This is a genomic window from Pseudomonas sp. PVC-5-1 (genome assembly GCF_057444345.1).
Genome location: NZ_CM172024.1, coordinates 4,743,574 through 4,769,072, shown reverse-complemented (window position 1 = coordinate 4,769,072; position 25,499 = coordinate 4,743,574). Strand labels below are relative to the sequence as shown.

24 protein-coding genes are annotated in these 25,499 nt (G+C 60.6%); 17 read left to right on the top strand and 7 right to left on the bottom strand.

The annotated features are described in order from the left end of the window. Positions 1 to 30 precede the first annotated feature (30 nt). From AC2T3R_RS21810 to AC2T3R_RS21795, 4 genes are all read left to right on the top strand, one after another. Positions 31 to 1,209 carry an amino acid ABC transporter permease gene (locus AC2T3R_RS21810; protein WP_015271735.1) on the top strand — a complete coding sequence of 393 codons (1,179 nt, stop codon included), beginning with the start codon at positions 31 to 33 and terminating at the stop codon, positions 1,207 to 1,209. Between the two features lie 10 nt (positions 1,210 to 1,219). Then, on the top strand, positions 1,220 to 2,317 hold the full coding sequence (locus AC2T3R_RS21805) for an amino acid ABC transporter permease (RefSeq protein ID WP_013974139.1): 1,098 nt from the start codon (positions 1,220 to 1,222) through the stop codon (positions 2,315 to 2,317). A gap of 10 nt (positions 2,318 to 2,327) precedes the next feature. Next, positions 2,328 to 3,092, top strand: a complete 765-nt coding sequence (locus AC2T3R_RS21800) for an amino acid ABC transporter ATP-binding protein (RefSeq protein WP_003251792.1) — start codon at positions 2,328 to 2,330, stop codon at positions 3,090 to 3,092. A gap of 197 nt (positions 3,093 to 3,289) precedes the next feature. Beyond that, on the top strand, positions 3,290 to 4,348 hold the full coding sequence (locus AC2T3R_RS21795) for an IS110 family RNA-guided transposase (RefSeq protein ID WP_085665802.1): 1,059 nt from the start codon (positions 3,290 to 3,292) through the stop codon (positions 4,346 to 4,348). Positions 4,349 to 4,663: 315 nt separating this feature from the next. On the opposite strand, the gene algW is transcribed toward AC2T3R_RS21795, so the two are convergent. Further along, positions 4,664 to 5,824, bottom strand: coding sequence for a Do family serine endopeptidase AlgW (gene algW / locus AC2T3R_RS21790; RefSeq protein WP_015271734.1), 1,161 nt, complete (start codon positions 5,822 to 5,824; stop codon positions 4,664 to 4,666). Between the two features lie 167 nt (positions 5,825 to 5,991). Between algW and AC2T3R_RS21785 the strand changes: the two genes are divergently transcribed. From AC2T3R_RS21785 to cysN, 3 genes are all read left to right on the top strand, one after another. Then, positions 5,992 to 6,750 (top strand): Nif3-like dinuclear metal center hexameric protein, encoded by a 759-nt coding sequence (locus tag AC2T3R_RS21785; protein WP_015271733.1) that lies wholly within the window; start codon positions 5,992 to 5,994, stop codon positions 6,748 to 6,750. A gap of 239 nt (positions 6,751 to 6,989) precedes the next feature. Next, a complete protein-coding gene (gene cysD / locus AC2T3R_RS21780) occupies positions 6,990 to 7,907 on the top strand; it encodes a sulfate adenylyltransferase subunit CysD (protein ID WP_013974136.1) in 918 nt (305 codons plus the stop codon). A gap of 16 nt (positions 7,908 to 7,923) precedes the next feature. Then, the gene (gene cysN, locus AC2T3R_RS21775) at positions 7,924 to 9,825 is read left to right on the top strand and encodes a sulfate adenylyltransferase subunit CysN (RefSeq protein ID WP_054573306.1); all 1,902 of its coding nucleotides are present in this window, start codon (positions 7,924 to 7,926) and stop codon (positions 9,823 to 9,825) included. A gap of 218 nt (positions 9,826 to 10,043) precedes the next feature. Here the strand turns inward: cysN and AC2T3R_RS21770 are convergent, their stop codons facing one another. The 3 genes from AC2T3R_RS21770 to AC2T3R_RS21760 form a co-directional block, all read right to left on the bottom strand. Continuing rightward, positions 10,044 to 10,307 (bottom strand): bacteriocin immunity protein, encoded by a 264-nt coding sequence (locus tag AC2T3R_RS21770; RefSeq protein WP_486744243.1) that lies wholly within the window; start codon positions 10,305 to 10,307, stop codon positions 10,044 to 10,046. After that, positions 10,304 to 12,541, bottom strand: coding sequence for an S-type pyocin domain-containing protein (locus tag AC2T3R_RS21765; RefSeq protein WP_486744242.1), 2,238 nt, complete (start codon positions 12,539 to 12,541; stop codon positions 10,304 to 10,306). The genes AC2T3R_RS21770 and AC2T3R_RS21765 overlap by 4 nt, the downstream gene beginning before the upstream one ends. A gap of 112 nt (positions 12,542 to 12,653) precedes the next feature. Then, positions 12,654 to 13,133, bottom strand: a complete 480-nt coding sequence (locus tag AC2T3R_RS21760) for an Lrp/AsnC family transcriptional regulator (protein ID WP_016488989.1) — start codon at positions 13,131 to 13,133, stop codon at positions 12,654 to 12,656. 127 nt (positions 13,134 to 13,260) lie between these two features. Between AC2T3R_RS21760 and AC2T3R_RS21755 the strand changes: the two genes are divergently transcribed. After that, complete coding sequence (locus AC2T3R_RS21755; protein ID WP_486744241.1) at positions 13,261 to 14,457, top strand: methionine gamma-lyase; 1,197 nt, start codon at positions 13,261 to 13,263, stop codon at positions 14,455 to 14,457. 162 nt (positions 14,458 to 14,619) lie between these two features. On the opposite strand, the gene AC2T3R_RS21750 is transcribed toward AC2T3R_RS21755, so the two are convergent. Then, positions 14,620 to 15,054, bottom strand: coding sequence for a Z-ring associated ZapG family protein (locus tag AC2T3R_RS21750; RefSeq protein WP_003257164.1), 435 nt, complete (start codon positions 15,052 to 15,054; stop codon positions 14,620 to 14,622). A 135-nt stretch (positions 15,055 to 15,189) separates the two neighbouring features. Between AC2T3R_RS21750 and AC2T3R_RS21745 the strand changes: the two genes are divergently transcribed. From AC2T3R_RS21745 to zapE, 3 genes are all read left to right on the top strand, one after another. Continuing rightward, entirely contained in the window at positions 15,190 to 15,825 is a 636-nt protein-coding gene (locus AC2T3R_RS21745) for an alpha/beta hydrolase (RefSeq protein WP_350012749.1), read from the top strand. Positions 15,826 to 15,850: 25 nt separating this feature from the next. Further along, the gene (locus AC2T3R_RS21740) at positions 15,851 to 17,200 is read left to right on the top strand and encodes a tryptophan--tRNA ligase (protein WP_003257163.1); all 1,350 of its coding nucleotides are present in this window, start codon (positions 15,851 to 15,853) and stop codon (positions 17,198 to 17,200) included. A 166-nt stretch (positions 17,201 to 17,366) separates the two neighbouring features. After that, positions 17,367 to 18,461: a cell division protein ZapE gene (gene zapE, locus AC2T3R_RS21735; RefSeq protein WP_486744240.1), complete on the top strand. Its 1,095-nt coding sequence runs from the start codon at positions 17,367 to 17,369 to the stop codon at positions 18,459 to 18,461. Between the two features lie 117 nt (positions 18,462 to 18,578). Here the strand turns inward: zapE and AC2T3R_RS21730 are convergent, their stop codons facing one another. Both AC2T3R_RS21730 and AC2T3R_RS21725 read right to left on the bottom strand, forming a co-directional pair. Continuing rightward, positions 18,579 to 19,499: a GlxA family transcriptional regulator gene (locus tag AC2T3R_RS21730; protein WP_169774643.1), complete on the bottom strand. Its 921-nt coding sequence runs from the start codon at positions 19,497 to 19,499 to the stop codon at positions 18,579 to 18,581. A 275-nt stretch (positions 19,500 to 19,774) separates the two neighbouring features. Beyond that, entirely contained in the window at positions 19,775 to 20,815 is a 1,041-nt protein-coding gene (locus AC2T3R_RS21725) for an NADP(H)-dependent aldo-keto reductase (RefSeq protein ID WP_486744239.1), read from the bottom strand. Positions 20,816 to 21,072: 257 nt separating this feature from the next. Here AC2T3R_RS21725 and rplM point away from each other — a divergent pair, with 257 nt between their 5' ends. The 6 genes from rplM to AC2T3R_RS21695 all read left to right on the top strand — a co-directional run bounded on the left by rplM (position 21,073) and on the right by AC2T3R_RS21695 (position 25,496). Then, positions 21,073 to 21,501 (top strand): 50S ribosomal protein L13, encoded by a 429-nt coding sequence (gene rplM / locus AC2T3R_RS21720; protein ID WP_003260798.1) that lies wholly within the window; start codon positions 21,073 to 21,075, stop codon positions 21,499 to 21,501. A 14-nt stretch (positions 21,502 to 21,515) separates the two neighbouring features. Next, positions 21,516 to 21,908, top strand: a complete 393-nt coding sequence (gene rpsI, locus AC2T3R_RS21715; RefSeq protein WP_003260797.1) for a 30S ribosomal protein S9 — start codon at positions 21,516 to 21,518, stop codon at positions 21,906 to 21,908. 263 nt (positions 21,909 to 22,171) lie between these two features. Then, positions 22,172 to 22,765, top strand: a complete 594-nt coding sequence (petA, locus tag AC2T3R_RS21710) for a ubiquinol-cytochrome c reductase iron-sulfur subunit (protein ID WP_015271723.1) — start codon at positions 22,172 to 22,174, stop codon at positions 22,763 to 22,765. Further along, positions 22,765 to 23,976, top strand: coding sequence for a cytochrome b (locus AC2T3R_RS21705; RefSeq protein WP_003260795.1), 1,212 nt, complete (start codon positions 22,765 to 22,767; stop codon positions 23,974 to 23,976). The genes petA and AC2T3R_RS21705 overlap by 1 nt, the downstream gene beginning before the upstream one ends. Further along, entirely contained in the window at positions 23,976 to 24,755 is a 780-nt protein-coding gene (locus AC2T3R_RS21700) for a cytochrome c1 (RefSeq protein WP_013974125.1), read from the top strand. The genes AC2T3R_RS21705 and AC2T3R_RS21700 overlap by 1 nt, the downstream gene beginning before the upstream one ends. A 117-nt stretch (positions 24,756 to 24,872) precedes the next feature. Further along, a complete protein-coding gene (locus AC2T3R_RS21695) occupies positions 24,873 to 25,496 on the top strand; it encodes a glutathione S-transferase N-terminal domain-containing protein (protein ID WP_486744238.1) in 624 nt (207 codons plus the stop codon). The last annotated feature ends 3 nt before the right edge of the window (positions 25,497 to 25,499 follow it).

The window sequence follows — 25,499 nt, the reverse complement described above, 5'->3', positions numbered from 1 at the left end:
TGTTCGGAACCCTACTTTCCGGGGCACTTCATGCAAAATCGAATCGGCGCACAAAAGGGTTTATCCCTGAGCGATCCACGTGTGCGCGCGTGGCTGTTCCAGATTCTCACGATAGTCTTCGTGGTCGGTCTGGGCTGGTATCTGTTCCACAACACGCAAACCAACCTGCAACACCGGGGTATCACCTCGGGCTTCGACTTTCTCGACCGCAGTGCCGGCTTCGGCATCGCCCAGCACCTGATCCCCTACGTGGAATCAGACAGCTATGCGCGGGTGTTCGTCATCGGCCTGCTCAACACCTTGCTGGTGACGTTCATCGGCGTGGTGCTGGCGACCATCCTTGGCTTCATCATCGGTGTGGCGCGGTTGTCGCCGAACTGGATGATCAACAAGCTGGCGACCGTGTATGTGGAAACCTTCCGCAACATCCCGCCGTTGTTGCAGATCCTGTTCTGGTACTTCGCCGTGTTCCTGACCCTGCCGGGACCGCGGGGCAGCATCAATATCGACGACACCTTCTTCATCAGCAACCGTGGCCTGAACATGCCCGGCGCGTCCATGGCCGAAGGCTTCTGGCCGTTCGTCGTGGCCCTGGTCCTGGCGCTGCTGGCCATCGTGGTGATGGTGCGTTATGCCAACAAGCGCTTCGACGAGACGGGTGAACCATTCCACAAGTTCTGGGTGGGGCTGGCGCTGTTCATCGCCATCCCAGGCGTTTGCGCACTGCTGTTCGGCAGCCCGGTGCACTGGGAAGTGCCGCAATTGAAAGGATTCAACTTCGTCGGTGGCTGGGTACTGATCCCCGAGCTGCTGGCGCTGACCCTGGCGTTGACCATCTACACCGCTGCGTTCATCGCCGAGATCGTGCGCTCCGGTATCCGTTCGGTCAGCCATGGCCAGACCGAGGCCGCGCGTTCGCTGGGCCTGCGCGAGGGGCCGACCCTGCGCAAGGTGATCATCCCCCAGGCACTGCGGGTGATCATTCCGCCGCTGACCAGCCAGTACCTGAACCTGGCGAAGAACTCGTCGCTGGCGGCCGGTATCGGCTATCCGGAGATGGTCTCGCTGTTCGCCGGTACCGTGCTCAACCAGACCGGCCAGGCCATCGAGGTGATCGCCATCACCATGAGTGTCTATCTCGCCATCAGCATCAGTATTTCGCTGCTGATGAACTGGTACAACAAGCGCATTGCGCTGATCGAGCGGTGAGGATACGCCCGTGAATGCCCATGTTTTCAAACCCGACATGCCGCCACCGGTGAAAACCGTCGGCGTGCTCGCATGGATGCGTGCCAATCTGTTCTCCAGCTGGCTCAATACGCTGCTGACCCTGTTTGCCATCTACCTGGTTTGGCTGATCGTGCCGCCGCTGCTGCAGTGGGCGTTGCTTGATGCCAACTGGGTCGGCACCACCCGCGCCGACTGCACCAAGGAGGGCGCCTGCTGGGTGTTCGTGCAGCAGCGTTTCGGCCAGTTCATGTACGGCTACTACCCGGCCGAGTTGCGCTGGCGCGTGGACCTGACCGTGTGGCTTGCCGTGCTTGGCGCCGCCCCGCTGTTCATCAAACGCTTCCCACGCAAGGCCTTCTACGGCCTTGGCTTCCTGGTGGTGTACCCGCTGCTGGCCTACACCCTGCTGCACGGGGGCATGCTGGGCCTGGAAAGCGTACCTACCAGCCAGTGGGGCGGGCTGATGCTGACCCTGGTGATTGCCACCGTGGGCATTGTCGGCGCATTGCCGCTGGGAATCCTGCTGGCCCTGGGGCGGCGCTCGAAAATGCCTGCGGTGAAGGTGGTGTGCGTGACCTTCATCGAGTTCTGGCGCGGCGTGCCGCTGATCACCGTGCTGTTCATGTCATCGGTGATGCTGCCGTTGTTCCTGCCTGAGGGCATGAGCTTCGACAAGCTGCTGCGGGCGATGATCGGCGTGATCCTGTTCCAGTCGGCGTATATCGCCGAGGTGGTGCGTGGCGGCCTCCAGGCCATCCCCAAGGGCCAGTACGAAGCTGCCGCGGCCATGGGCCTTGGCTACTGGCGGGCGATGGGCCTGGTGATTCTGCCGCAGGCGCTCAAGCTGGTAATTCCCGGCATCGTCAACACCTTCATTGCCCTGTTCAAGGACACCAGCCTGGTGATCATCATCGGCCTGTTCGACCTGCTGAACAGCGTCAAGCAAGCTGCTGCCGACCCGGCCTGGCTGGGCATGGCTACCGAGGGCTATGTGTTCGCCGCCCTGGTTTTCTGGATTTTCTGTTTCGGTATGTCCCGCTACTCCATGCATCTGGAGCGCAAGCTGGACACTGGCCACAAGCGTTAGGAGTTTCGAAATGAGTGAAGCGATCAAGCAGCCTGCCGGCCCCGAAGGCATCATCCAGATGCAGGGCGTGAACAAGTGGTACGGCCAGTTCCATGTGCTCAAGGACATCAACCTGAACGTGCGCCAGGGCGAGCGCATCGTGCTGTGCGGGCCGTCCGGCTCTGGCAAGTCCACCACCATCCGTTGCCTCAACCGCCTTGAAGAGCACCAGCAGGGGCGCATCGTGGTCGATGGTGTGGAGCTGACCAACGACCTCAAGCAGATCGAGGCCATCCGCCGCGAAGTGGGCATGGTGTTCCAGCACTTCAACCTGTTCCCGCACCTGAGCATCCTGGAAAACTGCACCCTGGCGCCGATGTGGGTGCGCAAGATGCCGCGGCGCAAGGCCGAGGAAATCGCCATGCACTACCTGGAGCGGGTGCGTATTCCGGAGCAGGCGCACAAGTACCCGGGGCAGTTGTCCGGTGGTCAGCAGCAGCGTGTGGCGATTGCCCGCGCGTTGTGCATGAAACCGAAGATCATGCTGTTCGACGAACCGACCTCGGCGCTGGACCCGGAAATGGTCAAGGAAGTGCTCGATACCATGGTGGGCCTGGCCGAGGATGGCATGACCATGCTCTGCGTGACCCACGAGATGGGCTTTGCCCGGACCGTGGCGAACCGGGTGATCTTCATGGACAAGGGCGAGATCGTCGAGCAGGCGGCGCCGGATGACTTCTTCGACCGGCCACGCAGTGACCGGACCAAGTTGTTCCTGAGCCAGATCCTGCATTGATGTAGCCGGGGGCCGCTTTGCGGCCCATTCGCAGCACAAGGCTGCTCCTACAAGGGAAATGCGATCTCCTGTAATCGATGGACTCGCCCCCGCCGAGGCATCACAGTGCCACGGTGGCGTTCTAAGAAGCCAACGGCAGCGAGGGCGAGACCATGAAAAAGCATAGTTCCAAGCAAGGTTCCCTGTCGTCCACTGATGTGGAGCTTTGCACAACCATCTGTGTAGACCTGGCCAAGCAGGTCTTTCAGTTAGCAGGCGAGGATGCTACCGGTCGGGTGATCTACGAAGATCGCATCAAATCCCGTCAGGCCTTTCATGATTTCCTGCTCAGGTTGCCAGCGACAGTGACCGTCTTGATGGAGTGCGGCCCAGGTGCACAAGCCTGGGCAAGGCTGCTGCAGGCCAAAGGTAATGCGGTTCGCATCCTGCCTGCGCAACGAGTCGCCGAACACCGCAGCGGCGCGAAGAACGACCGTAACGACACCCATGCCATTTTGCGCGCCGGTCGCGATACCAGTATTGCCTCGATATCGATCAAGAGCACCACAGCACTGGCTATTCAAGCACTGCACCGTATCCGCCGCGGCAACATCAAGCGGCATACCGCGCTGGGTAACCAGATACGTGGTTTGCTGCTTGAGCATGGCGTATCCATGCCACAGGGCGACGCTGCGATTGGTAAGCATGTGCCGCGGTCTCTTGAGGATGCCTCTTTACCTTTGCCCGACCTATTGCGTGAGTTGCTCGATGAGCTGTTGACGGACTGGCTGTCTCTGGGTGAACGCATTGCGGGGCTCAGTAGACGGCTCGAAGCGACAGCCCGGGAGGATAAAGTCGCACAGCGACTGGTCACCATTCGTGGCGTAGGCCCTATCATCGCCACGGCGATCGTGGCGAAACAGACCGAGCCCAGCCGCTTCGCCAGTGGCCGAATGTATTCCGCCTTCTTCGGTATCGTGCCCGATCAGCACAGCAGTGGAAACAAAGTCAGATTGGGCAGGATGAGCAAGCGAGGTGACGGCTACATACGTAGCCTGATGATCCAGGGCGCACATGCTGTCTTGAGTCAGCTAAGGCCTGATTCCGATCAGCCAGACGATCGCCGCCTCTTGCGCTGGCTATCCCGCCTTGGGCGCAAGGAAGCGGCGATCAGACTGGCTAATCGAAATCTGCGCATTATCTGGGCCCTGTTACAGAACGACCAGGTTTATCAACACAAACCGAACAGCAACCCGGAGGCTGCCATGAGCCTCTGACCAACCGAGTAATGCCACCGGGGCGCTAAGCGCTCCAACCCCTGCTAGTGAACATTGACCCCTGGTAAGACCGTCGCAGACTGATGCCTCCGCTCCTACAGGCCCGATGCAGTGGCCTCAATGTAAACGGCACGCTGCGAGCTCACCACGATGTCGGCCAGAAGCAAAAAGCTTCCTCGAACAGGCCTGATACATAGATGCAACCGGGTTCCTATGTTCAAAAGCAGCTAGACAGTGTGGGCGAGTCCATACATAGGAGCAGCCTCGTGCTGCGAATGGGCTGCGAAGCAGCCCCCCAGAGACCAGATCGCAGCCTTACTTCTCTTCCTTGGCGACTGCTGGCGCCGGTGGTGGCCGCAGGCCCACCTCGGCGATCAGCTTCAACTGCTGCCCATTGCGCATCACCTCGATGGTAATCTTCTCGTTGGGCTTGATCCGCGCCACCTGGTTCATCGACTTGCGCCCGTCACCGGCCGGCTCGCCGTTGATGCTCAGGATCACGTCACCCAGCTGCAGCCCGGCCTTTGCCGCCGGCCCTTCGCGGAAGATGCCCGCCACCACGATGCCCGGGCGGTCCTTCATGCCGAACGATTCGGCCAGTTCCTGGCTCAGTGGCTGTACTTCGATGCCCAGCCAGCCACGGATCACCTGGCCGTGCTCGATGATCGACTTCATCACCTCCAGTGCCAGTTTCACCGGGATGGCGAAGCCGATACCTTGCGAACCGCCGGACTTGGAGAAGATCGCCGTGTTGATGCCGATCAGGTTGCCGTTGGCATCCACAAGCGCACCGCCGGAGTTACCCGGGTTGATCGCCGCGTCGGTCTGGATGAAATCTTCGTAGTTGTTCAGGCCCAGCTGGTTGCGGCCAGTGGCGCTGATGATGCCCATGGTCACGGTCTGGCCGACCCCGAACGGGTTGCCGATGGCCAGCGACACGTCGCCGATGTGAATGTTGTCGGAGCGGCCGATGGTGATTGCCGGCAGGCTCTTCAGGTCTATCTTCAGCACCGCCAGGTCGGTTTCCGGGTCGCTGCCGATGACCCGGGCCAGGGTCTCGCGGCCATCCTTCAGGGCCACGACGATCTGGTCGGCGCCGCTGGTGACATGGTTGTTGGTCAGCAGGTAGCCTTCGGGGCTCATGATCACCGCCGAGCCCAGGCTCGACTCCCAGCGGCGCTGCTTGGGCAGGTTGTCGCCGAAGAAACGGCGGAACTGCGGGTCTTCGAACAGCGGGTGGGCGCTCTTGTTCACCACCTTGGTGGTGTACAGGTTGACCACCGCCGGGGCGGCCAGGGTCACGGCGTCGGCGTAGGATACCGGGCCCTGCATGATCCGCGTGGTCTGCGGTGCCTGCTGCAGGTTGACGTCCTGGCTGGGCAGGCCTACCCACTCCGGGAAGCGCTGGATGATCAGCATGGCGATCAGTACGCCGGTAAGCAGGGGCCAGCCAAAATAACGCAAAGCCTTGAACATGAATGAATCCTGGAAATAGCCGGGGACGATGACCGTGCGGTGGGCATGAGCGCGCGCGATCATACACCGGTTCCCCCAGTGCCGGCGACGGCCCATAATGGCCGGCATTATACGGGCGTTGCATGGGCGTTGTGCCCGAGAAAAACGCAGATTTCGAGGAGATTTTCATGGCCGTCGCTCTGAACACCCTGGTCGAGGAAGCCGAGCGTTACCTGGGCAGCGCGAAGATCCAGGATTATTGCCCCAACGGCCTGCAGGTCGAAGGCCGGCCGCAGGTCAGCCGCATCGTCAGCGGCGTTACCGCCAGCCAGGCGTTGCTGGATGCGGCAGTCGAAGCCGAGGCCGACCTGGTGCTGGTGCACCATGGCTACTTCTGGAAGGGAGAGAACCCTTGCGTCACCGGCATCCGGCAGCGCCGGCTGAAGACCCTGTTGAACAACGACATCAGTCTGCTGGCGTTCCACCTGCCGCTGGACGTGCACCCGGACGTGGGCAACAACGTGCAACTTGCGCGGCAGCTGGACATCACCGTCGAAGGGCCGCTGGACCCGGAGAACCCCAAGGTGGTCGGCCTGGTCGGCTCGCTGGCCGAGCCGATGACTGCGCTCGACTTCGCCCGGCGAGTGCGGGAGGTTCTGGGGCGTGAGCCTTTGCTGGTAGAGGGTGAGCAGATGATCCGGCGGGTCGGCTGGTGTACCGGGGGCGGGCAGGGCTACATCGACACGGCGATTGCGGCCGGGGTGGACCTGTACCTGACCGGCGAGGCGTCGGAACAGACCTACCATAGCGCCCGCGAAAATGGCGTCAGCTTCATTGCCGCCGGGCACCATGCCACCGAGCGGTATGGGGTGCAGGCGCTGGGTGATTACCTGGCGCGGCGCTTTGCCGTGGAGCACCTGTTCATCGATTGCCCGAACCCGATCTGACATCGGCGTCACCTTCTTCGCGGGCGCGCCCGCTCCCACAAGGGCTGTGCTGCACCTGTGGGAGCGGGCGTGCCCGCGAAGGGCCGCAGAGCGGCCCCTATTCCAGCCCAAACCCCCAGTCATATCGTTAGACTTTTTCGATCTAGCCGGCCTCCTAAATAGAAGCAGCCGCTGTGATAAAGTGGCTCGCTCGAACACGGCCCGCAGGCCGTCCATAAGATCGTTTTTCGTGAGTAGCCATGGTCGACAAACTGACGCACTTGAAACAGCTGGAGGCGGAGAGCATCCACATCATCCGCGAGGTGGCCGCCGAGTTCGACAACCCGGTGATGCTGTACTCGATCGGCAAGGATTCCGCCGTGATGCTGCACCTGGCGCGCAAGGCCTTTTTCCCAGGCAAGTTGCCGTTCCCGGTGATGCACGTCGACACCCAGTGGAAATTCCAGGAGATGTACAGCTTCCGCGACAAGATGGTCGAGGAAATGGGCCTGGAGCTGATCACCCACGTCAACCCCGAGGGTGTGGCGCAGGGCATCAACCCGTTCACCCATGGCAGCTCCAAGCACACCGACATCATGAAGACCCAGGGCCTGAAGCAGGCGCTGGACAAGCATGGTTTCGATGCCGCCTTCGGTGGTGCTCGCCGCGACGAAGAGAAGTCGCGGGCCAAAGAGCGCGTTTACTCGTTCCGTGACAGCAAGCACCGCTGGGACCCGAAGAACCAGCGCCCGGAACTGTGGAACGTGTACAACGGCAAGGTCAACAAGGGCGAGTCGATCCGCGTCTTCCCGCTGTCGAACTGGACCGAGCTGGACATCTGGCAGTACATCTACCTCGAAGGCATCCCGATCGTGCCGTTGTACTTCGCCGCCGAGCGTGAAGTCATCGAGAAGAACGGCACCCTGATCATGATCGACGACGAGCGCATCCTCGAACATCTCACCGATGAAGAGAAAGCGCGCATCGTCAAGAAAAAGGTGCGTTTCCGTACCCTTGGCTGCTACCCGCTCACGGGCGCTGTCGAGTCGGAAGCCGAGACGCTCACCGACATCATTCAGGAAATGCTCCTGACGCGCACTTCCGAGCGCCAGGGCCGAGTCATCGACCACGATGGCGCCGGTTCCATGGAAGACAAGAAACGTCAGGGCTACTTCTAATTTTCAGGGTTACTCCATGTCGCACCAATCCGATTTGATCAGCGAAGACATCCTCGCTTATCTGGCTCAGCACGAGCGCAAAGAACTGCTGCGTTTTCTCACCTGCGGCAACGTGGATGACGGCAAGAGCACCCTGATCGGGCGCTTGCTGCATGACTCGAAGATGATCTACGAGGACCACCTCGAGGCTATCACCCGCGATTCGAAAAAGGTCGGCACCACCGGCGAGGAAGTCGACCTGGCGCTGCTGGTCGACGGTCTGCAGGCCGAGCGCGAGCAGGGCATCACCATCGATGTCGCCTACCGCTATTTCTCCACCGCCAAGCGCAAGTTCATCATTGCCGACACCCCGGGCCACGAGCAGTACACCCGCAACATGGCTACCGGCGCGTCCACCTGCGACCTGGCGATCATCCTGGTCGATGCCCGCTACGGCGTGCAGACCCAGACCCGCCGCCACAGCTACATTGCCTCGCTGCTGGGCATCAAGCACATCGTCGTCGCGGTCAACAAGATGGACCTCAAAGGCTTCGACCAGGGCGTGTTCGAGTCGATCAAGGCCGACTACCTGAAGTTCGCCGAAGCCATCAACCTGGTGCCGAGCAGCCTGCACTTCGTGCCGATGTCGGCGCTCAAGGGCGACAACGTGGTCAACCACAGCGAGCGTTCGCCGTGGTATGCCGGCCCGACGCTGATGGAAATCCTCGAAACCGTCGAAGTGTCGGCCGACCGCAACTTCACCGACCTGCGCTTCCCGGTGCAGTATGTCAACCGCCCGAACCTGAACTTCCGCGGTTTCGCCGGCACCATCGCCAGCGGCGTGGTGCACAAGGGTGACGAAATCGTCGTGCTGCCGTCGGGCAAGAGCAGCCGCGTCAAGTCCATCGTCACCTACGAAGGCGAGCTGGAAAACGCAGGCCCCGGCCAGGCCGTGACCCTGACCATGGAAGACGAGATCGACATCTCCCGTGGCGACCTGCTGGTGCATGCCGACAACGTCCCGCCGGTCACCGACCAGTTCGACGCCATGCTGGTGTGGATGGCCGAGGAGCCGATGCTCCCGGGCAAGAAATACGACATCAAGCGCGCCACCAGCTACGTGCCGGGCTCGATTGCCAGCATCACCCACAAGGTCGATGTGAACACCCTGGAGCAGGGCGCTGCCAGCGCGTTGCAACTGAACGAGATCGGCCGCGTCAAGGTGTCCCTGGACGCCTCGATTGCCCTGGACGGTTACGAAAGCAACCGCACCACCGGTGCGTTCATCGTCATCGACCGGCTGACCAACGGCACGGTCGGCGCCGGCATGATCATCGCTCCGCCAGTCCTGCCGCACGGCAGCACCGGCCATCATGGCAAGCTGTGCCATGTGGCCACCGAAGAGCGCGCCCTGCGCTTCGGCCAGCAGCCTGCCACCGTGCTGTTCAGTGGCCTGTCCGGCGCTGGCAAGAGCACCCTGGCCTACGCCGTGGAGCGCAAGCTGTTCGACATGGGCCGTGCAGTGTACGTGCTCGACGGCCAGAACCTGCGCCATGACCTGAACAAGGGCTTGCCGCAGGACCGTGCCGGCCGCACCGAGAACTGGCGCCGCGCCGCCCATGTGGCGCGCCAGTTCAACGAAGCCGGTCTGCTGACTCTGGCCGCGTTCGTGGCCCCGGATGCAGAAGGCCGCGAACAGGCCAAGGCATTGATCGGCAAGGAGCGCCTGGTGACCGTTTACGTCCAGGCCTCGCCGCTGGCCTGCCGTGAGCGTGACCCGCAAGGCTTGTACGCTGCTGGTGGCGACAACATCCCGGGCGAAAGCTTCCCGTACGATGTGCCGCTGGATGCCGACCTTGTGATCGATACCCAGGCCACGAGCGTGGATGAGGGCGTGAAGCAGGTGCTGGACGTGCTGCGTCAGCGTGGCGCGATCTAAGCGCCAGGCTGCCTGCAAGAAAAACCCCGCTTCGGCGGGTTTTTTTATCCTGCTATTTATAGCCGCCAAAGCCAGCGGCCTTGAGATACTGGTCGGTAAATAGGCGACCGTTGCGGCCATTGCCCAAAACGCGCTTGGCGCAGCCTTCCTGTGGATGTTTGGAAATTTTTACTGAGTTGCGCTTTGGTGGTACACCCCGCGTGAGCGGGGTGTCGAATTCATTCTGGTTTGAATCCTGGCTTGTCGTTGGCTGCACGCCACTCTTTTATTATGCGTAGAATTTCTTCAGGCGTGTCAAGGCCGTCTGCTTCAGGCCAATAAATTAGGTCTGACCCGTTGGGGTGTTCGCTCAGAGTCTTGAATGCCATGATTTGTGCATCAAGTTCTTGATCGCTTATGTTGTCTGGTGGGTTGATTATTGATTTGATGAAATTCAAGAAGTCAAGTTCTGTATATTCGGAGATCGTGGCTTTTTGAGTCATTCGGAGGCCCCATAGTGAATGGCATGATGCGCCGCTGGTGTAACTACTCTTAAGTTGTCTACGTCGTATACAGCCCCGCTCTCGGAAATTGGAATCACGTGGTGGAGTATGAAGGTTGCGTGACCTTTGTGGTGATCTTTGTCACGCGCTCTGGGCGCGCGCCCTTTGGCGATGAGACTCTTGTTTGCATCATTGAATTGGCTAGAAAGCTCTGGGGTATCGGATAACGCCTTCCAGAATGCGGTTCTGAACTCATCGAAGTCTCGAAACTCTCTTCCCCTCAGCGCATTTGCAATTTGTGTCGGGATTTTTGCTCCGGCCCCTCTGGTTATGTCCCCAAGCCAGATGCCATCGATCTCCGCCCCTGAGCCCATGACAATACCTGGCTCATATCGCGGACTCTTGAACACCACCAGAATAGGCGGTAATCCCGAGTCCATGGGGAAGGTAATGATCAGCCGTTCCTGATCCAGCAGATCAAGCGCGGGGTAGCCTTCCTGTTCGTTATTCACAGGGTTCAGGCTGCTACCGGCATAGACGATGGTGCCTGGGGGTAGTTGCGGAAGGCTGGTGGAACTTCCTTGCTCACCACCCGGAGCACTGGCAGGTGTCCACGTCAGAATCCGCTGAGGATTGTCCAGCGCCAGGCTGTACACCTGCCGTTCCGTGTCGAACGTTGCTGCACGAACCGCTACCGGTTTGCCGCCTGGCACCACATACAGGTCTAGGGTGTCTTCGCTTTCGGCCCCTGCCATGAGATACGGTAAGTCGATACTGGTGGATGTTGCGGCCAGCGCGGCAATGTCTGGCCCGTCAGGCGGTACCAGGCTGGATAGTGGGGTGCTAATGAGGTAGTGGCGTTCGCTGTTGCCCAGTGTCGATGGCCAGGCCATTGCGAGGGTGCCAACGGAAAGCGAGCGAAGAGAAACAGCAACCAGACGACTGATCGCCGAAGTTATTGCTTTGCTCAATGCTGTGTACGATGTTTCGGCAATTGCAAAGGTTGCAGCGCCGATGGGGATTACGGCTGGCGCTGATCCTGCAAACTGCGCCTGGTGGTTATAGCACACGCGCTGGCGTATAGCCTCCTGCCATTGTTGCTCGGCTTCGGCCTGCTGGCGCGCAGCTTCTTCTTGTGCGGCGAGTTGCCCTTGCAGGCTCTCTACCTCAACGGCGCGCTGCACCAGGTTTTGCGTGGCACTTGTGTAGACACCCAGAAACCGGATCGATTCGGTCAGAGCAAGCGCCTGGTGATACTCCTTCCAGCGTGGACCGGCACGCCGTAACCGCTGCTCATCCACGAGGTGCAGAAGCCCTTCGAGTTGCGGCTTTGACAGAGGGCCGTTGATTTGAGGGTTTTGGTCCGGGTATGACGGGATTTGCGATTGTTTGCCCTGGATCAGGGCAACAGCAGTGGCTAGATAAGCACTGAGTGCCTGAACGAGCGAGAGTGCGTCGTCAATGACTGTCTGCCCCAACTCGTGCTGAATAACACTGGGCAAGCAGTTGAAATGAATTTGCCGCTCTGCATGGATTTGCGCTGTTCTTCGGGCAATGGCCTGCGACAAGTCCATTGGCTGATGACTCAGCTCATCCTGATCCACTTGTGTTGCCAGGCTTTCCAGGTCATCTGCCAGTGCCTGAATCTTGAGTGCTTCAAGATGCAGGCGATAGGCGCCATCCCATGAACTGTGCAGTTTGGCGCCCCATTCTGCCCCCAGTTCTTCACCCGTTGTTGCGGCGAAAAAGCCCGGGTCGAGAAATCGGCTCATCATTGAATCACCGCGTTTATAGAACGCGGGTGCACCGAAATAACTGTTGGCGTCGGGCAGGATCTGTAGATAAAGATCACGCATCTGATTGATGCGTGTGGTGAGAATGACCTGCTCGGCTGATGCCGCTGTCAGAGGGGCGCCTGCCTGGCTCGCTTCCGCTTTTATTTGGGACTTCAATGCTGCAATTGTGCTTGGCAGCTGGTTCGTCTCTTGACGGTATTTTTCCAAATAATCTTTTTCAACAATATGGTATTCCTCTGCGAACACCTTTCGAGTGGAAATTACGCGTGCAATATCGCTTTTGGTTGGACTGGTCCCGCGAGGATACCCGTCGCTAAGCCCCCAGCCACCTCCCCCCGGCCCACCACCACCGCCAATATAATGCAGCTCAATGCCCGTTGGTGGCTGCGCACTGATGTATAGCGCTTCATCGAGATAATATGCGTTGTCTTTAGCCATGTAGGTTCTCCTGATCGCTACATGGGCTAGCTTTCCGTAAATGTAACTCGCTGTATGTCGGCTGCGGTTCGGTAATCAGTAGGACCGTTCCTGGCGTGCTGAAAGACCTGTCCTAGATATGTTTTTCCGACACCGGTATCACCCGTTTTTCCTTCACCGCTTTGTACGAAAAACTCGAATAGATCTCCTTCACCCCCGGTAACCGCTGCAGCACTTCGCGGGTGAATTCGCCGAACGACTCCAGGTCCCGCGCCAGGATCTCCAGCAGAAAATCATACCTCCCGGAAATGTTGTGGCAGGCAACGATCTCGGGAATCTCCATCAACCGCTGCTCGAACGCCAGTGCCATGTCCTTGGTGTGCGAGTCCATCATGATGCTGACGAACGCGGTCACGCCAAATCCCAGCGACTTGGGTGAGAGGATGGCCTGGTAGCCGGTGATGTAGCCGTTGTCCTCCAGCAACTTGACCCGCCGCCAGCACGGCGAGGTGGTCAGCGCTACCTGGTCGGCAAGTTCGGCAACGGTGAGGCGGGCATTGTCCTGCAGGGCAGCGAGCAGGGCGCGGTCGGTGCGGTCGAGGCTTGAAGGCATGTTTTGCCCTCCTGGTCCGGTAATTATTATTTTTGTTCCAACAAGCACGCGTATGCGTGGGCCATTTTGGAAAAAATCGGGCAGCTCGGTGGCATAAGCTTATAGCAAACCACAAGAGGCTGTTGCCATGCGCGACTCCCATAACAACACCGGTTTTTCCACGCGGGCCATTCACCATGGCTACGATCCGCTTTCCCACGGTGGCGCCCTGGTGCCGCCGGTGTACCAGACCGCTACCTATGCCTTCCCCACAGTCGAATACGGTGCTGCTTGCTTCGCCGGGGAGGAGCCGGGGCATTTCTACAGCCGCATTTCCAACCCTACCTTGGCTCTGCTGGAGCAGCGCATGGCCTCGCTGGAGGGCGGCGAGGCGGGGCTGGCATTGGCGTCGGGCATGGGGGCCATCACCTCGACGATCTGGACCCTGTTGCGCCCTGGTGATGAGCTGATCGTCGGGCGCACATTGTACGGCTGCACTTTTGCTTTCCTGCACCATGGCATTGGCGAATTCGGCGTGAAAATCCGCCATGTCGACCTGAACGATGCCAAGGCCCTGAAAGCGGCGATCAACAGCAAGACGCGGATGATCTACTTCGAAACGCCGGCCAACCCCAACATGCAGCTGGTGGATATCGCCGCGGTGGCCGAGGCGGTGCGCGGGCATGATGTGCATGTCGTGGTCGACAACACCTACTGCACGCCCTACCTGCAGCGGCCGCTGGAGCTGGGAGCGGACCTGGTGGTGCATTCGGCGACCAAGTACCTGAGTGGCCACGGCGATATCACTGCCGGTCTGGTGGTGGGGCGCAAGGCGCTGGTCGACCGCATTCGCCTGGAAGGGCTGAAGGACATGACCGGGGCTGTGCTGTCACCCCACGATGCGTCGCTGCTGATGCGCGGTATCAAGACCTTGGCCCTGCGCATGGACCGCCATTGCGCAAATGCCCAGCAGGTGGCCGAGGCTCTGGCGCGGCAGCCGCAGGTGGAGCTGATTCACTACCCGGGTTTGCCGTCGTTTGCCCAGTACGAGCTGGCGCAGCGGCAGATGCGTTTGCCGGGCGGGATGATCGCGTTCGAGCTCAAGGGGGGGATCGAGGCCGGGCGCAGATTCATGAATGCCCTGCAACTGTTTGCGCGGGCGGTGAGCCTGGGCGATGCCGAGTCGCTGGCGCAGCATCCGGCGAGCATGACGCACTCCAGCTATACCGCGAAGGAGCGGGCGCATCACGGGATATCGGAGGGGCTGGTGCGCCTGTCGGTGGGGCTGGAGGACGTGGAGGACCTGCTGGCGGATGTCGAGCAGGCATTGCAGGCCTGCAGCTAGGTTGCCTGGGCCGACCTCTTCGCGGGTAAACCCGCTCCTACAGGTCAGGCGCAGTATTTGAAACCTGCGCCGCCCCTGTGGGAGCGGGTTCACCCGCGAAGAGGCCAGTGAATCCAGCCCATGAAAAAGGCCTCTTGCGAGGCCTTTGTCATTTTCTGCAGATCAGCGCTTGAGCCCGTAGCTCTCGTCGAGCATGCCCGGCGAGTTCGGTGCTTTCGGCGCGTAGTCGCGTGGCACTTCGGCGTCCTTCGGCGGGGTCAAACGGTCGCGTGGGCCTTGCGCTGCCTCGGAGTGCAGGGCTGCCAGCAAGCGTTGGCGAGTGACGTCGTCCAGGGCCAGGCTGTTGGCGCCTTCGGCCAGGTGGTCCTGCACGTCCTGATAGCTTTGGGTCAGTTTCTTGACCAGCACGGCAGTGCTGTTGAAATGAGTAACCACTTCGTTCTGATAGCTGTCGAAGCGCTTCTGGATATCATCCAGTTGACGCTGGGTGCTGCTCGGCGCGGCATTGGGCAGCAGGCGAGCGACGACGAACCCAACCACCACGCCGATGACCAGGGCCAGGGTCGGCAACAACCAAACAAGGAGCGAGAGTTCCACGAGTCCTTCCTCTATAAACGGCTTTGCTTTACGTTAACGGCTCAGACCTGCGCTGTATACCGCGAGCGATCGCAAATCAGAACAGAATTCCTCATCTAGACGAATCGACCCCTCCCGAGGTCACGGAGTAGTGCCTTGCTTGTCCGCGAAACCCCCTTGTTCATCGATGGCCCCAGCGGCCAGCTGGAAGCCTTGTACCTGGACGTGGCCAATGCACGTGGCGCGGTGCTGATCTGCCACCCCAACCCGGTCCAGGGCGGCACCATGCTCAACAAGGTGGTCTCGACCTTGCAACGCACCGCCCGTGACGCCGGCTACGTGACCTTGCGGTTCAACTACCGTGGCGTCGGGCAGAGCGCAGGCACCCATGACATGGGCGCTGGCGAGGTGGCTGATGCCGAAGCCGCTGCGGCCTGGCTGCGCGAAAAGCACCTGGGCCTGCCGCTGGTGCTGATGGGTTTCTCGTTCGGCGGCTTCGTCGCCACCAGCCTGGCCGGCCGCCTGGAGGCTACTGGAGTAGAGCTGCAACAGCTGTTCATGATCGCCCCGGCGGTCATGCGCCTGACGGCGGATTTCCCGCTGCCGCAGCGCTGCCCGATCACCGTGGTGCAGCCGGACGCCGACGAAGTCGTCGCGCCGCAGCTGGTTTACGATTGGTCCGACAGCCTGTCGCGCCCCCATGAGCTGCTGAAAGTGGCAGAATGCGGACACTTCTTCCATGGCAAGCTGACCGATCTGAAGGATCTGCTGCTGCCGCGCCTTTCGAACTGAGCCAAGCCTGAATAAGCGAACACCCATGACCACGCGCATTCTCACCGGTATCACCACCACCGGCACTCCGCACCTGGGCAACTACGCCGGCGCCATCCGCCCGGCGATCCGTGCCAGCCAGCAGCCCGGTGTCGACTCGTTCTACTTCCTGGCCGACTACCACGCCCTGATCAAGTGCGACGACCCGCTGCGTATCCAGCGTTCGCGCCTGGAAATTGCCGCCACCTGGCTGGCCGGTGGCCTAGATCCGGACAAGGTGACCTTCTACCGCCAGTCCGATATCCCGGAAATCCCCGAGCTGACCTGGCTGCTGACCTGCGTCAGCGCCAAGGGCCTGCTCAACCGTGCACACGCCTACAAGGCCTCGGTGGACAAGAACCTGGAAAATGGCGAGGACCCGGATGCCGGCGTGACCATGGGCCTGTACAGCTACCCGGTGCTGATGGCTGCGGACATCCTGATGTTCAACGCCAACAAGGTGCCGGTCGGTCGTGACCAGATCCAGCACGTGGAAATGGCCCGCGACATCGGTCAGCGCTTCAACCACCTGTTCGGCCAGGGCAAGGACTTCTTCGCCCTGCCGGAAGCGGTGATCGAGGAGAGCGTCGCGACCCTGCCGGGCCTGGACGGGCGCAAGATGTCCAAGAGCTATGACAACACCATCCCGCTATTCACCAGCGCCAAGGAGATGAAAGACGCCATCTCGCGCATCGTCACCGACTCGCGTGCGCCTGGCGAGGCGAAAGACCCGGACAACGCTCACCTGTTCACCCTGTTCCAGGCCTTCTCGACGCCGGCGCAGTGCGCCGAGTTCCGTGAAGAGCTGCTGCAGGGCCTAGGCTGGGGCGAGGCCAAGCAGCGGCTGTTCCAGCTGCTGGACGGCCAGCTGGCCGAGAAGCGCGAGTACTACCACCAGCTGATCGCCCGCCCGGCGGACCTGGAAGACATCCTGCTGGCCGGCGCTGCCAAGGCTCGCAAGATCGCCACGCCATTCCTCGAGCAGCTGCGCGAGGCCGTTGGCCTGCGTTCGTTCCGTAGCAGCGTGCAGGCCAGCACCGAAGTGAAGAAGAAGGCCGCCAAGAGTGCGCGTTTCGTCAGCTTCCGCGATGAAGACGGCAGCTTCCGCTTCCGCCTGCTTGCCGCTGATGGCGAGCAACTGCTGCTGTCGCGCAGCTTCGCCGACGGCAAGAGCGCCGGCGCCGTGAGCAAGCAGCTGCAGCAAGGTGGCGAGGCGGATGTACGCGTCGAAGGCCTGGGTTTCGGTCTGTGGCTGAACGGTGAACAGGTTGCCGAGGGGCCGCAGTTCGACAGCGCCGAAGCCCGTGATTCGGCCATCGAAAGCCTGCGTGCAGCGCTTGCGCCACAACCGGACTGAAGATGGTGAAACTGTGGGAGCGGGCGTGCCCGCGAAACAGGCGCCGCGTTGCATGGCACCGGCTTTGCCGGTGTTCGCGGGCACGCCCGCTCCCACAGACTGATTGCCATTAAGCGGGCCTGTCGCTACAGTGACGGCCCGTTTTTTGTTGCCCCGCTAACGAATCATGACGCCCCTAGAACGATATCAAGCAGATCTGAAACGTCCCGACTTCTTCCATGACGCGGCGCAGGAAACTGCGGTGCGTCACCTGCAGCGCCTGTACGATGACCTGGTACACGCGCAGAACAACAAGCCGGGTATGTTCGGCAAGCTGTTCGGCAAGAAGGAGCAGACCCCGGTCAAGGGCCTGTACTTCTGGGGTGGGGTAGGGCGCGGCAAGACCTATCTGGTCGATACCTTCTTCGAGGCGCTGCCGTTCAAGCAGAAGATGCGCACGCACTTCCACCGCTTCATGAAGCGTGTGCACGAGGAAATGAAAACCCTCAAGGGCGAGAAGAACCCGCTGACCATCATTGCCAAGCGCTTCAGCGAAGAAGCCAAGGTCATCTGTTTCGACGAATTCTTCGTGTCGGACATTACCGACGCGATGATTCTCGGCACCCTGATGGAAGAGTTGTTCAAGAACGGCGTATCGCTGGTGGCTACCTCCAACATCGTGCCGGACGGCCTGTACAAGGACGGCCTGCAGCGCGCGCGTTTCCTGCCGGCCATCGCCATGATCAAGCAGTACACCGAGGTGGTGAACGTCGACAGCGGGGTCGACTACCGCCTGCGTCACCTGGAGCAGGCCGAGCTTTACCATTACCCGCTCGATGAAGCGGCTCACCAGAGCCTGCGCGCAAGCTTCAAGGCACTGACCCCCGAGTGCACCCAGGCGGTCCAGAACGACGTGCTGATGATCGAGAATCGCCCGATCAATGCCCTGCTTACCTGTGACGACGTGGCCTGGTTCGACTTCCGCGCCCTGTGCGACGGCCCTCGTAGCCAGAACGACTACATCGAACTGGGCAAGATCTTCCATGCCGTGCTGTTGAGCAACGTGGAGCAGATGGGCGTCACCACCGACGACATCGCCCGCCGCTTCATCAACATGGTGGACGAGTTCTACGACCGCAACGTCAAGCTGATCATCTCGGCCGAGGTGGAGCTGAAGGACCTGTATACCGGTGGGCGCTTGGCCTTCGAGTTCCAGCGTACCCTTAGCCGCTTGCTGGAGATGCAGTCGCACGAGTTCCTGGCGCGGGCGCACAAGCCTTGAAATTGCCGGGGCCGCTTTGCGGCCCTTTCGCGACACAAGGCCGCTCCTACAGGATTAAGCGATTCCCTGTAGGAGCGGCCTTGTGTCGCGATGGGCTGCAGGGCAGCCCCATTGGCCTCAAGCCTCTTGCATGAACTGCTGCCGATACTGGTTCGGCGACAGCTCGGTATGCTGACGGAACAGCCGCGCAAAGAAACTGGCATCGTCATAGCCCACCTCATAACTGATGGTCTTGATGCTCTTGCGCGTGCTCGACAACAAGCCCTTGGCCGTCTCGATCCTCAACCGTTGCAGGTAGTGCAGCGGCTTGTCACCCGTAGCGCTCTGGAAACGCCGCATGAAATTGCGAATGCTCATGCCGTGGTTGCGAGCCACGTCCTCGAAGCGGAACTTGTCGGCGAAGTGTTCTTCCAGCCAGTGCTGTATCTGCAGGATGATCAGGTCCTGGTGCAGCTTCTGCCCGCCAAAGCCCATGCGTCCCGGGGTGTAATTGCGCTGCACTTCGTAGAGGATGTCGCGGGACACGGCGCGGGCCACGTTGGCGCCGCAGAAGCGTTCGATCAGGTAGATGTACAGGTCGCAGGCTGAAGTGGTCCCGCCGGCGCAATAGAGGTTGTCTGCATCGGTCAGATGCTTGTCCTGGTTCAGCCGGATCTTCGGGAAGCGTTCGGCAAAGCTGTTGAAGAAGCGCCAGTAGGTGGTCGCTTCCTTGCCATCGAGCAGGCCGGACTCGGCCAGCCAGAATACGCCACTGGCCTCGGCGCACAGCACCGAGCCACGGGCATGCTGTTCACGCAGCCAAGGCAGTACCTGTGGATAACGTTGCAGCAGGTTGTCGAAGTCATCCCAGAAGGCCGGAAGGATGATCACGTCTGCGTCGTCAAGGCCGCCTTCGACTGGCAACTGCACATTGCTGAAGCTGTCCACGGGCTGGCCGTCCGGGCTCACCAGGCGAATCTCGAACATGGGCTGCAGGCCCAGGCCCAGTTGCTTGCTGTAGCGCAAGCTGGCGAGGTGGAAGAAATCCTTGGCCTGCATCAAGGTCGAAGCGAACACCTTGTCAATGGCCAGGATGCTGACGCGCCGCAGCGACGCGGAGGGTTGGGTAAACATCATTGTCATTGTTCTTATAGGGTAGAGTGGTCAATCACCGGCTGGATCGTCTTATTTTTTGGCGATTGTGTCTAGCCTGCCGGACCGCGCGTGCTTCTTCGTGGGCTCGCCCGCTCCCACAGGTACTGCATAGGCCCTGAACTGTGTACGGTCCCTGTGGGAGCGGGCGAGCCCGCGAAGAAACCAGCACAGGGTCCGGCTCAAGGCGCCGGGTTCGGTTGCTCCTGGTGAATCGCCTCGATCGCCGCCAGCAGTTCATCACTCAGGCTCAGCTTGAGGCTGGCAAGGTTGCTGTCCAGCTGTTCGAGGCTGGTCGCGCCAATGATATTGCTGGTCACGAACGGCTGCCGGGTAACGAACGCCAGGGCCATCTGTGCCGGGTCCAGGCCGTGCTTGCGGGCCAGCTGCACATAGCGGCTGCAGGCCGCCACGGTCTGTGGGTTGGAATAACGGGCAAAGCGGCTGAACAGGGTCAGGCGTGCGTTTTCCGGGCGTGCGCCGTTCTCGTATTTGCCGGAGAGCATGCCGAACGCCAGCGGCGAATAGGCCAGCAGGCCGCATTGCTCGCGGATGGCCACTTCCGCAAGGCCCACCTCGAAACTGCGGTTGAGCAGGTTGTAAGGGTTCTGGATCGATACCGCTCGCGGCCAGCCGCGGCTTTCAGCCAGTTGCAGGAACTTCATGGTGCCCCACGGCGTTTCGTTGGACAGGCCGATGTGGCGGATCTTACCCGCGCGTACCTGCTCGTCGAGCACTTCGAGGGTTTCTTCCAGCGGGGTGAAGTGGCCTTGTGGCAAATGCTGGTAGCCTAGCTTGCCGAAGAAGTTGGTGCTGCGCTCGGGCCAGTGCAGCTGGTACAGGTCGATGCGGTCGGTCTGCAGGCGCTTGAGACTCTCGTCCAGCGCCGCGACGATATGCTGGCGGTTGTGCTTGAGCTGGCCGTCGCGAATGTGGCTGATGCCGTTGCCGGGGCCGGCGACCTTGCTGGCCAGCACCCAGTCGTCGCGATCGCGATTGTCACGGAACCAGTTGCCGATGATGCGCTCGGTGGCGGCGTAGGTTTCGGGGCGGGGCGGCACCGGGTACATTTCGGCGGTGTCGATGAAGTTGACCCCGGCGGCCTTGGCCCGGGCAATCTGCTCGAAGGCCTCGGCCTGAACGTTCTGCTCGCCCCAGGTCATGGTTCCAAGGCACAGGGCACTGACATTGAGGTCGGTACGGCCGAGCTGGCGGTATTCCATCGGATAGACACTCCTTGGCAAAGAAGCCCATCAAAGCAGGTTGAAATTTTTCGCGCAATCTGGATAATTCGGCACCTCTCCGTGTGGCGGAAGTGATGCACCACCACGCAGGAAGAACCCCGTCGAACATTGGCGTGCCTGACCCGAGCCCCCAAAAGCGTCAGCGTTCGGCTGCGCGCTTGCCCTTGGCAAGCTGTGCACTATCCAGTAAGATTCGCCGTCTATTTTTCGCTGGGCGGCCTCTGAGGCTTTAGAGAATGAAAACTTTTACTGCTAAACCGGAAACAGTAAAGCGCGAGTGGTTCGTAGTCGACGCCGCTGGCCAGACCCTGGGTCGTCTGGCTACCGAAATCGCTAGCCGTCTGCGTGGCAAACACAAGCCAGAATACACCCCTCACGTTGACACCGGCGACTACATCGTCGTTATCAACGCCGAGCAGGTTCGTGTGACTGGTGCCAAGTCTTCCGACAAGATGTACTACTCCCACTCCGGTTTCCCGGGCGGTATCAAGGAAATCAACTTCGAGAAGTTGATCGCCAAGGCCCCTGAGCGTGTTATCGAAACTGCGGTCAAAGGCATGCTGCCGAAGAACCCGCTGGGTCGCGACATGTACCGCAAGCTGAAAGTGTACGCGGGTGCTGCTCACCCACACACTGCTCAGCAGCCTCAAGAACTGAAGATCTAACGGGATAGTTCATTATGTCGGCGACTCAAAACTACGGCACTGGCCGTCGCAAGACCGCAACCGCTCGCGTATTCCTGCGTCCGGGTACTGGTAACATTTCCATCAACAACCGTTCTCTGGACGTGTTCTTCGGTCGCGAAACCGCTCGCATGGTTGTTCGTCAGCCGCTCGAGCTGACCGAAACCGTTGAGAAGTTCGACATCTACGTCACCGTTTCCGGTGGTGGTGTCAGCGGTCAAGCCGGTGCGATCCGTCACGGTATCACCCGCGCTCTGATGGAATACGACGAAACCCTGCGTGGCGCTCTGCGTCGTGCTGGCTACGTCACCCGCGACGCTCGTGAAGTCGAGCGTAAGAAAGTGGGTCTGCGTAAAGCGCGTAAGCGTCCTCAGTACTCCAAGCGTTAATACCGCTTCGGCAGTCGAAAAAAGCCCGGTTCTTTGGAACCGGGCTTTTTTTATGTCTTGAACTAACCTGTCAGCATGTCCGTGACGACTTGCCGCATAGACGCAGATCAAGCAAAGCGAGGGTTGTAGCCCGTTCCCCGGGTAATCACCTTGTCAGTGTGTGGATTTGTTTCTTACCATGGCGGCCAATTTTTAGTGCCACAGACATTACCTAAGTACAGGCCAGGTCCAACTGGTCAAGCAAGCTGATGGGAGAGGACTGAATGAGCAATGACGGCGTCAACGCAGGCCGGCGCCGCTTCCTCGTAGCCGCGACATCCGTAGTCGGGGCGGCGGGGGCAGTGGGGGCTGCGGTACCGTTCGTGGGGTCATGGTTTCCCAGTGCCAAGGCGAAAGCCGCGGGTGCACCGGTGAAGGTCAATATCGCCAAGGTCGAGGCCGGGCAGCAGATGGTGGCCGAGTGGCGCGGTCAGCCAGTGTTCATCGTGCGGCGAACGGACGAGATCCTCGGTAACCTGAAAAAGGTCGTAGGTGATCTGGCTGACCCCGAGTCCAAGGCCTCGGTGCAGCCCACCTACGTCGATCCGCAGGTTCGTTCGATCAAGCCGGAAATCCTCATCCTTGTTGGCCTGTGCACACACCTGGGCTGCTCGCCCACCTTCCGCCCGGAAGTCGCACCCGCCGACCTTGGCCCGAAATGGGTCGGTGGCTATTTCTGCCCGTGCCACGGTTCCCACTACGACCTGGCCGGCCGTGTCTACAAGTCGCAGCCGGCGCCACTCAACCTGCCCGTGCCACCGCACTCTTACGAGTCGGACGAGATCGTCGTCATCGGCGTTGACCAGGAGAACGCATGATGAGCAAGTTCATGGACTGGATTGATGCTCGCTTCCCCGCGACCAAGATGTGGGAAGACCACCTGAGCAAGTATTACGCACCCAAGAACTTCAACTTCCTGTACTTCTTCGGCTCGCTGGCGTTGCTGGTGCTGGTCAACCAGATCGTCACCGGTGTGTGGCTGACCATGAGCTTCACGCCCTCGGCAGAAGAGGCGTTCGCCTCGGTCGAGTACATCATGCGGGATGTGGAATACGGCTGGATCCTGCGCTACCTGCACTCCACCGGTGCATCGGCGTTCTTCATCGTCGTCTACCTGCACATGTTCCGCGGCCTGCTCTACGGTTCCTACCAGAAGCCGCGTGAACTGGTGTGGCTGTTCGGCATGCTGATCTACCTGGCGCTGATGGCCGAAGCCTTCATGGGCTACCTGCTGCCGTGGGGCCAGATGTCGTACTGGGGTGCCCAGGTGATCATCTCGCTGTTCGGTGCCATTCCGGTGATCGGTGGCGACCTCACCCAGTGGATCCGTGGTGACTACCTGATCTCGGGTATCACTCTGAACCGCTTCTTCGCCCTGCACGTGGTTGCCTTGCCGATCGTGATTCTCGGCCTGGTGGTCCTGCACATCCTCGCCCTTCATGAAGTGGGTTCGAACAACCCCGATGGCGTCGACATCAAGAAGAAAAAGGACGAAAACGGTATCCCGCTGGACGGTATCCCGTTCCACCCGTACTACACCGTCAAGGATATTGTCGGCGTGGTGGTGTTCCTGTTCGTGTTCTGCGCCGTGGTGTTCTTCTTCCCGGAAATGGGCGGTTACTTCCTGGAGAAACCTAACTTCGAGCAGGCGAACGCCTTCAAGACCCCCGAGCACATTGCGCCTGTGTGGTACTTCACGCCGTTCTACGCGATCCTGCGTGCGGTGCCTGACAAGCTGATGGGCGTCATTGCCATGGGTGCGGCCATTGCCGTGTTGTTCGTCTTGCCCTGGCTCGACCGCAGCCCGGTCCGCTCCATGCGCTACAAGGGCTGGATCAGCAAGCTCTTCCTGCTGGTGTTCTGTGTGGCCTTCGTCATCCTCGGCATACTGGGCGTGCTGGCGCCGACACCTGGGCGTACCTTGCTGTCGCAGGTGTGCACGGTGTTGTACTTCGCCTACTTCCTGCTGATGCCGTTCTACACAAGGCTCGAGAAGACCAAACCGGTTCCGGAAAGGGTGACTGGCTGATGAAAAAGTTGATTGCAGTATTTTTGCTGGCAGTGATGCCTGCCTTTTCCTTCGCTGCCGAAACGGGCCTGGAGCTGGACAAGGTCGACATCGACCTGAGTGACAAGGCCGCCATGCAGGACGGTGCGCGTACCTTTGCCAACTATTGCATGGGTTGCCACAGCGCGAAGTTCCAGCGTTACGAGCGGGTTGCTGATGACCTGGGCATCCCCCACGAGCTGATGCTCGAGAAGCTGGTGTTCACCGGTGCCAAGATCGGTGACCACATGCAGATCGGCATGAAGCCCAGTGACGCCAAGACCTGGTTCGGCGCTGCACCGCCCGACCTGACCCTGGTGGCCCGAGTGCGTGGTACCGACTGGTTGTACACCTACTTGCGCAGCTTCTATGAGGACCCGTCGCGGCCTTATGGGGTGAACAACAAGGTGTTCCCGAACGTCGGCATGCCTAACGTGCTGGTCGGCTTGCAGGGTAACCAGGTGGTTGGCTGCAAGCAGGTGCAGACCGTAACCGATGGCAAGAAGCAATTCGACCCACTGACTGGTAGCCCGCTGACCCATGAAGCCTGCGACCAGCTGACCATTACGCCGAATTCCGGTACCCTGACGACCGAGCAGTTCGACGAGAAGGTCAAGAACCTGGTGACCTTCCTGGCCTATTCGGCCAACCCGGTCAAACTGGAAAGCCAGCGCATCGGTACCTACGTGTTGCTGTACCTGGCTTTCTTCTTCGTATTCGCCTATTTGCTCAAGCGTGAATACTGGAAGGACGTGCACTGATCACGCAGTAGTTTCTGGTTGTTGAACGCGCCCGTGGTGGCCTGGCAGATCTGCCAGGTCCCCACGGGCGCGTTTTCATTTACAGTTTTACAAGCATCCCGTGCGAGGAGGCGCTACATGGGCGCAACCAACAGGTTAGCCTGCTATTCCGACCCCGCTGATTACTATTCTCATCGGGTACGCCTCGTGCTCGCCGAGAAGGGCATCAGCGTTCAGGTCATCGATGTCGATCCCGGCCGCCTGCCGCCCAAGTTGGTCGAAGTGAACCCTTACGGCAGCGTGCCGACCCTGGTCGACCGTGACCTGACGCTATATGAATCGACCGTGGTGATGGAGTACCTCGAGGAGCGTTATCCACATCCGCCGCTAATGCCGGTGTACCCGGTTGCGCGGGGGAACAGTCGCTTGCTGATGCACCGCATCCAGCGCGACTGGTGCTCCTTGGCCGATATTGTGCTCGACCCGCGCAGTAGCGAGGCTACCCGAACCGAAGCGCGTAAGGCATTGCGTGAAAGCCTGACCGGGGTCTCGCCGTTGTTCGGCGAGTTCGCCTGCTTCATGAGTGAGGAGCAAAGCCTGGTCGATTGTTGTCTACTGCCCATACTCTGGCGTCTGCCGGTGTTGGGCATCGAGTTGCCGCGGCAAGCCAAGCCGCTGCTGGATTACATGGAGCGGCAGTTTGCCCGCGAGCCTTTCCAGGCGAGCCTGTCCTCCGTAGAACGTGAAATGCGCAAGCTTTAAGGA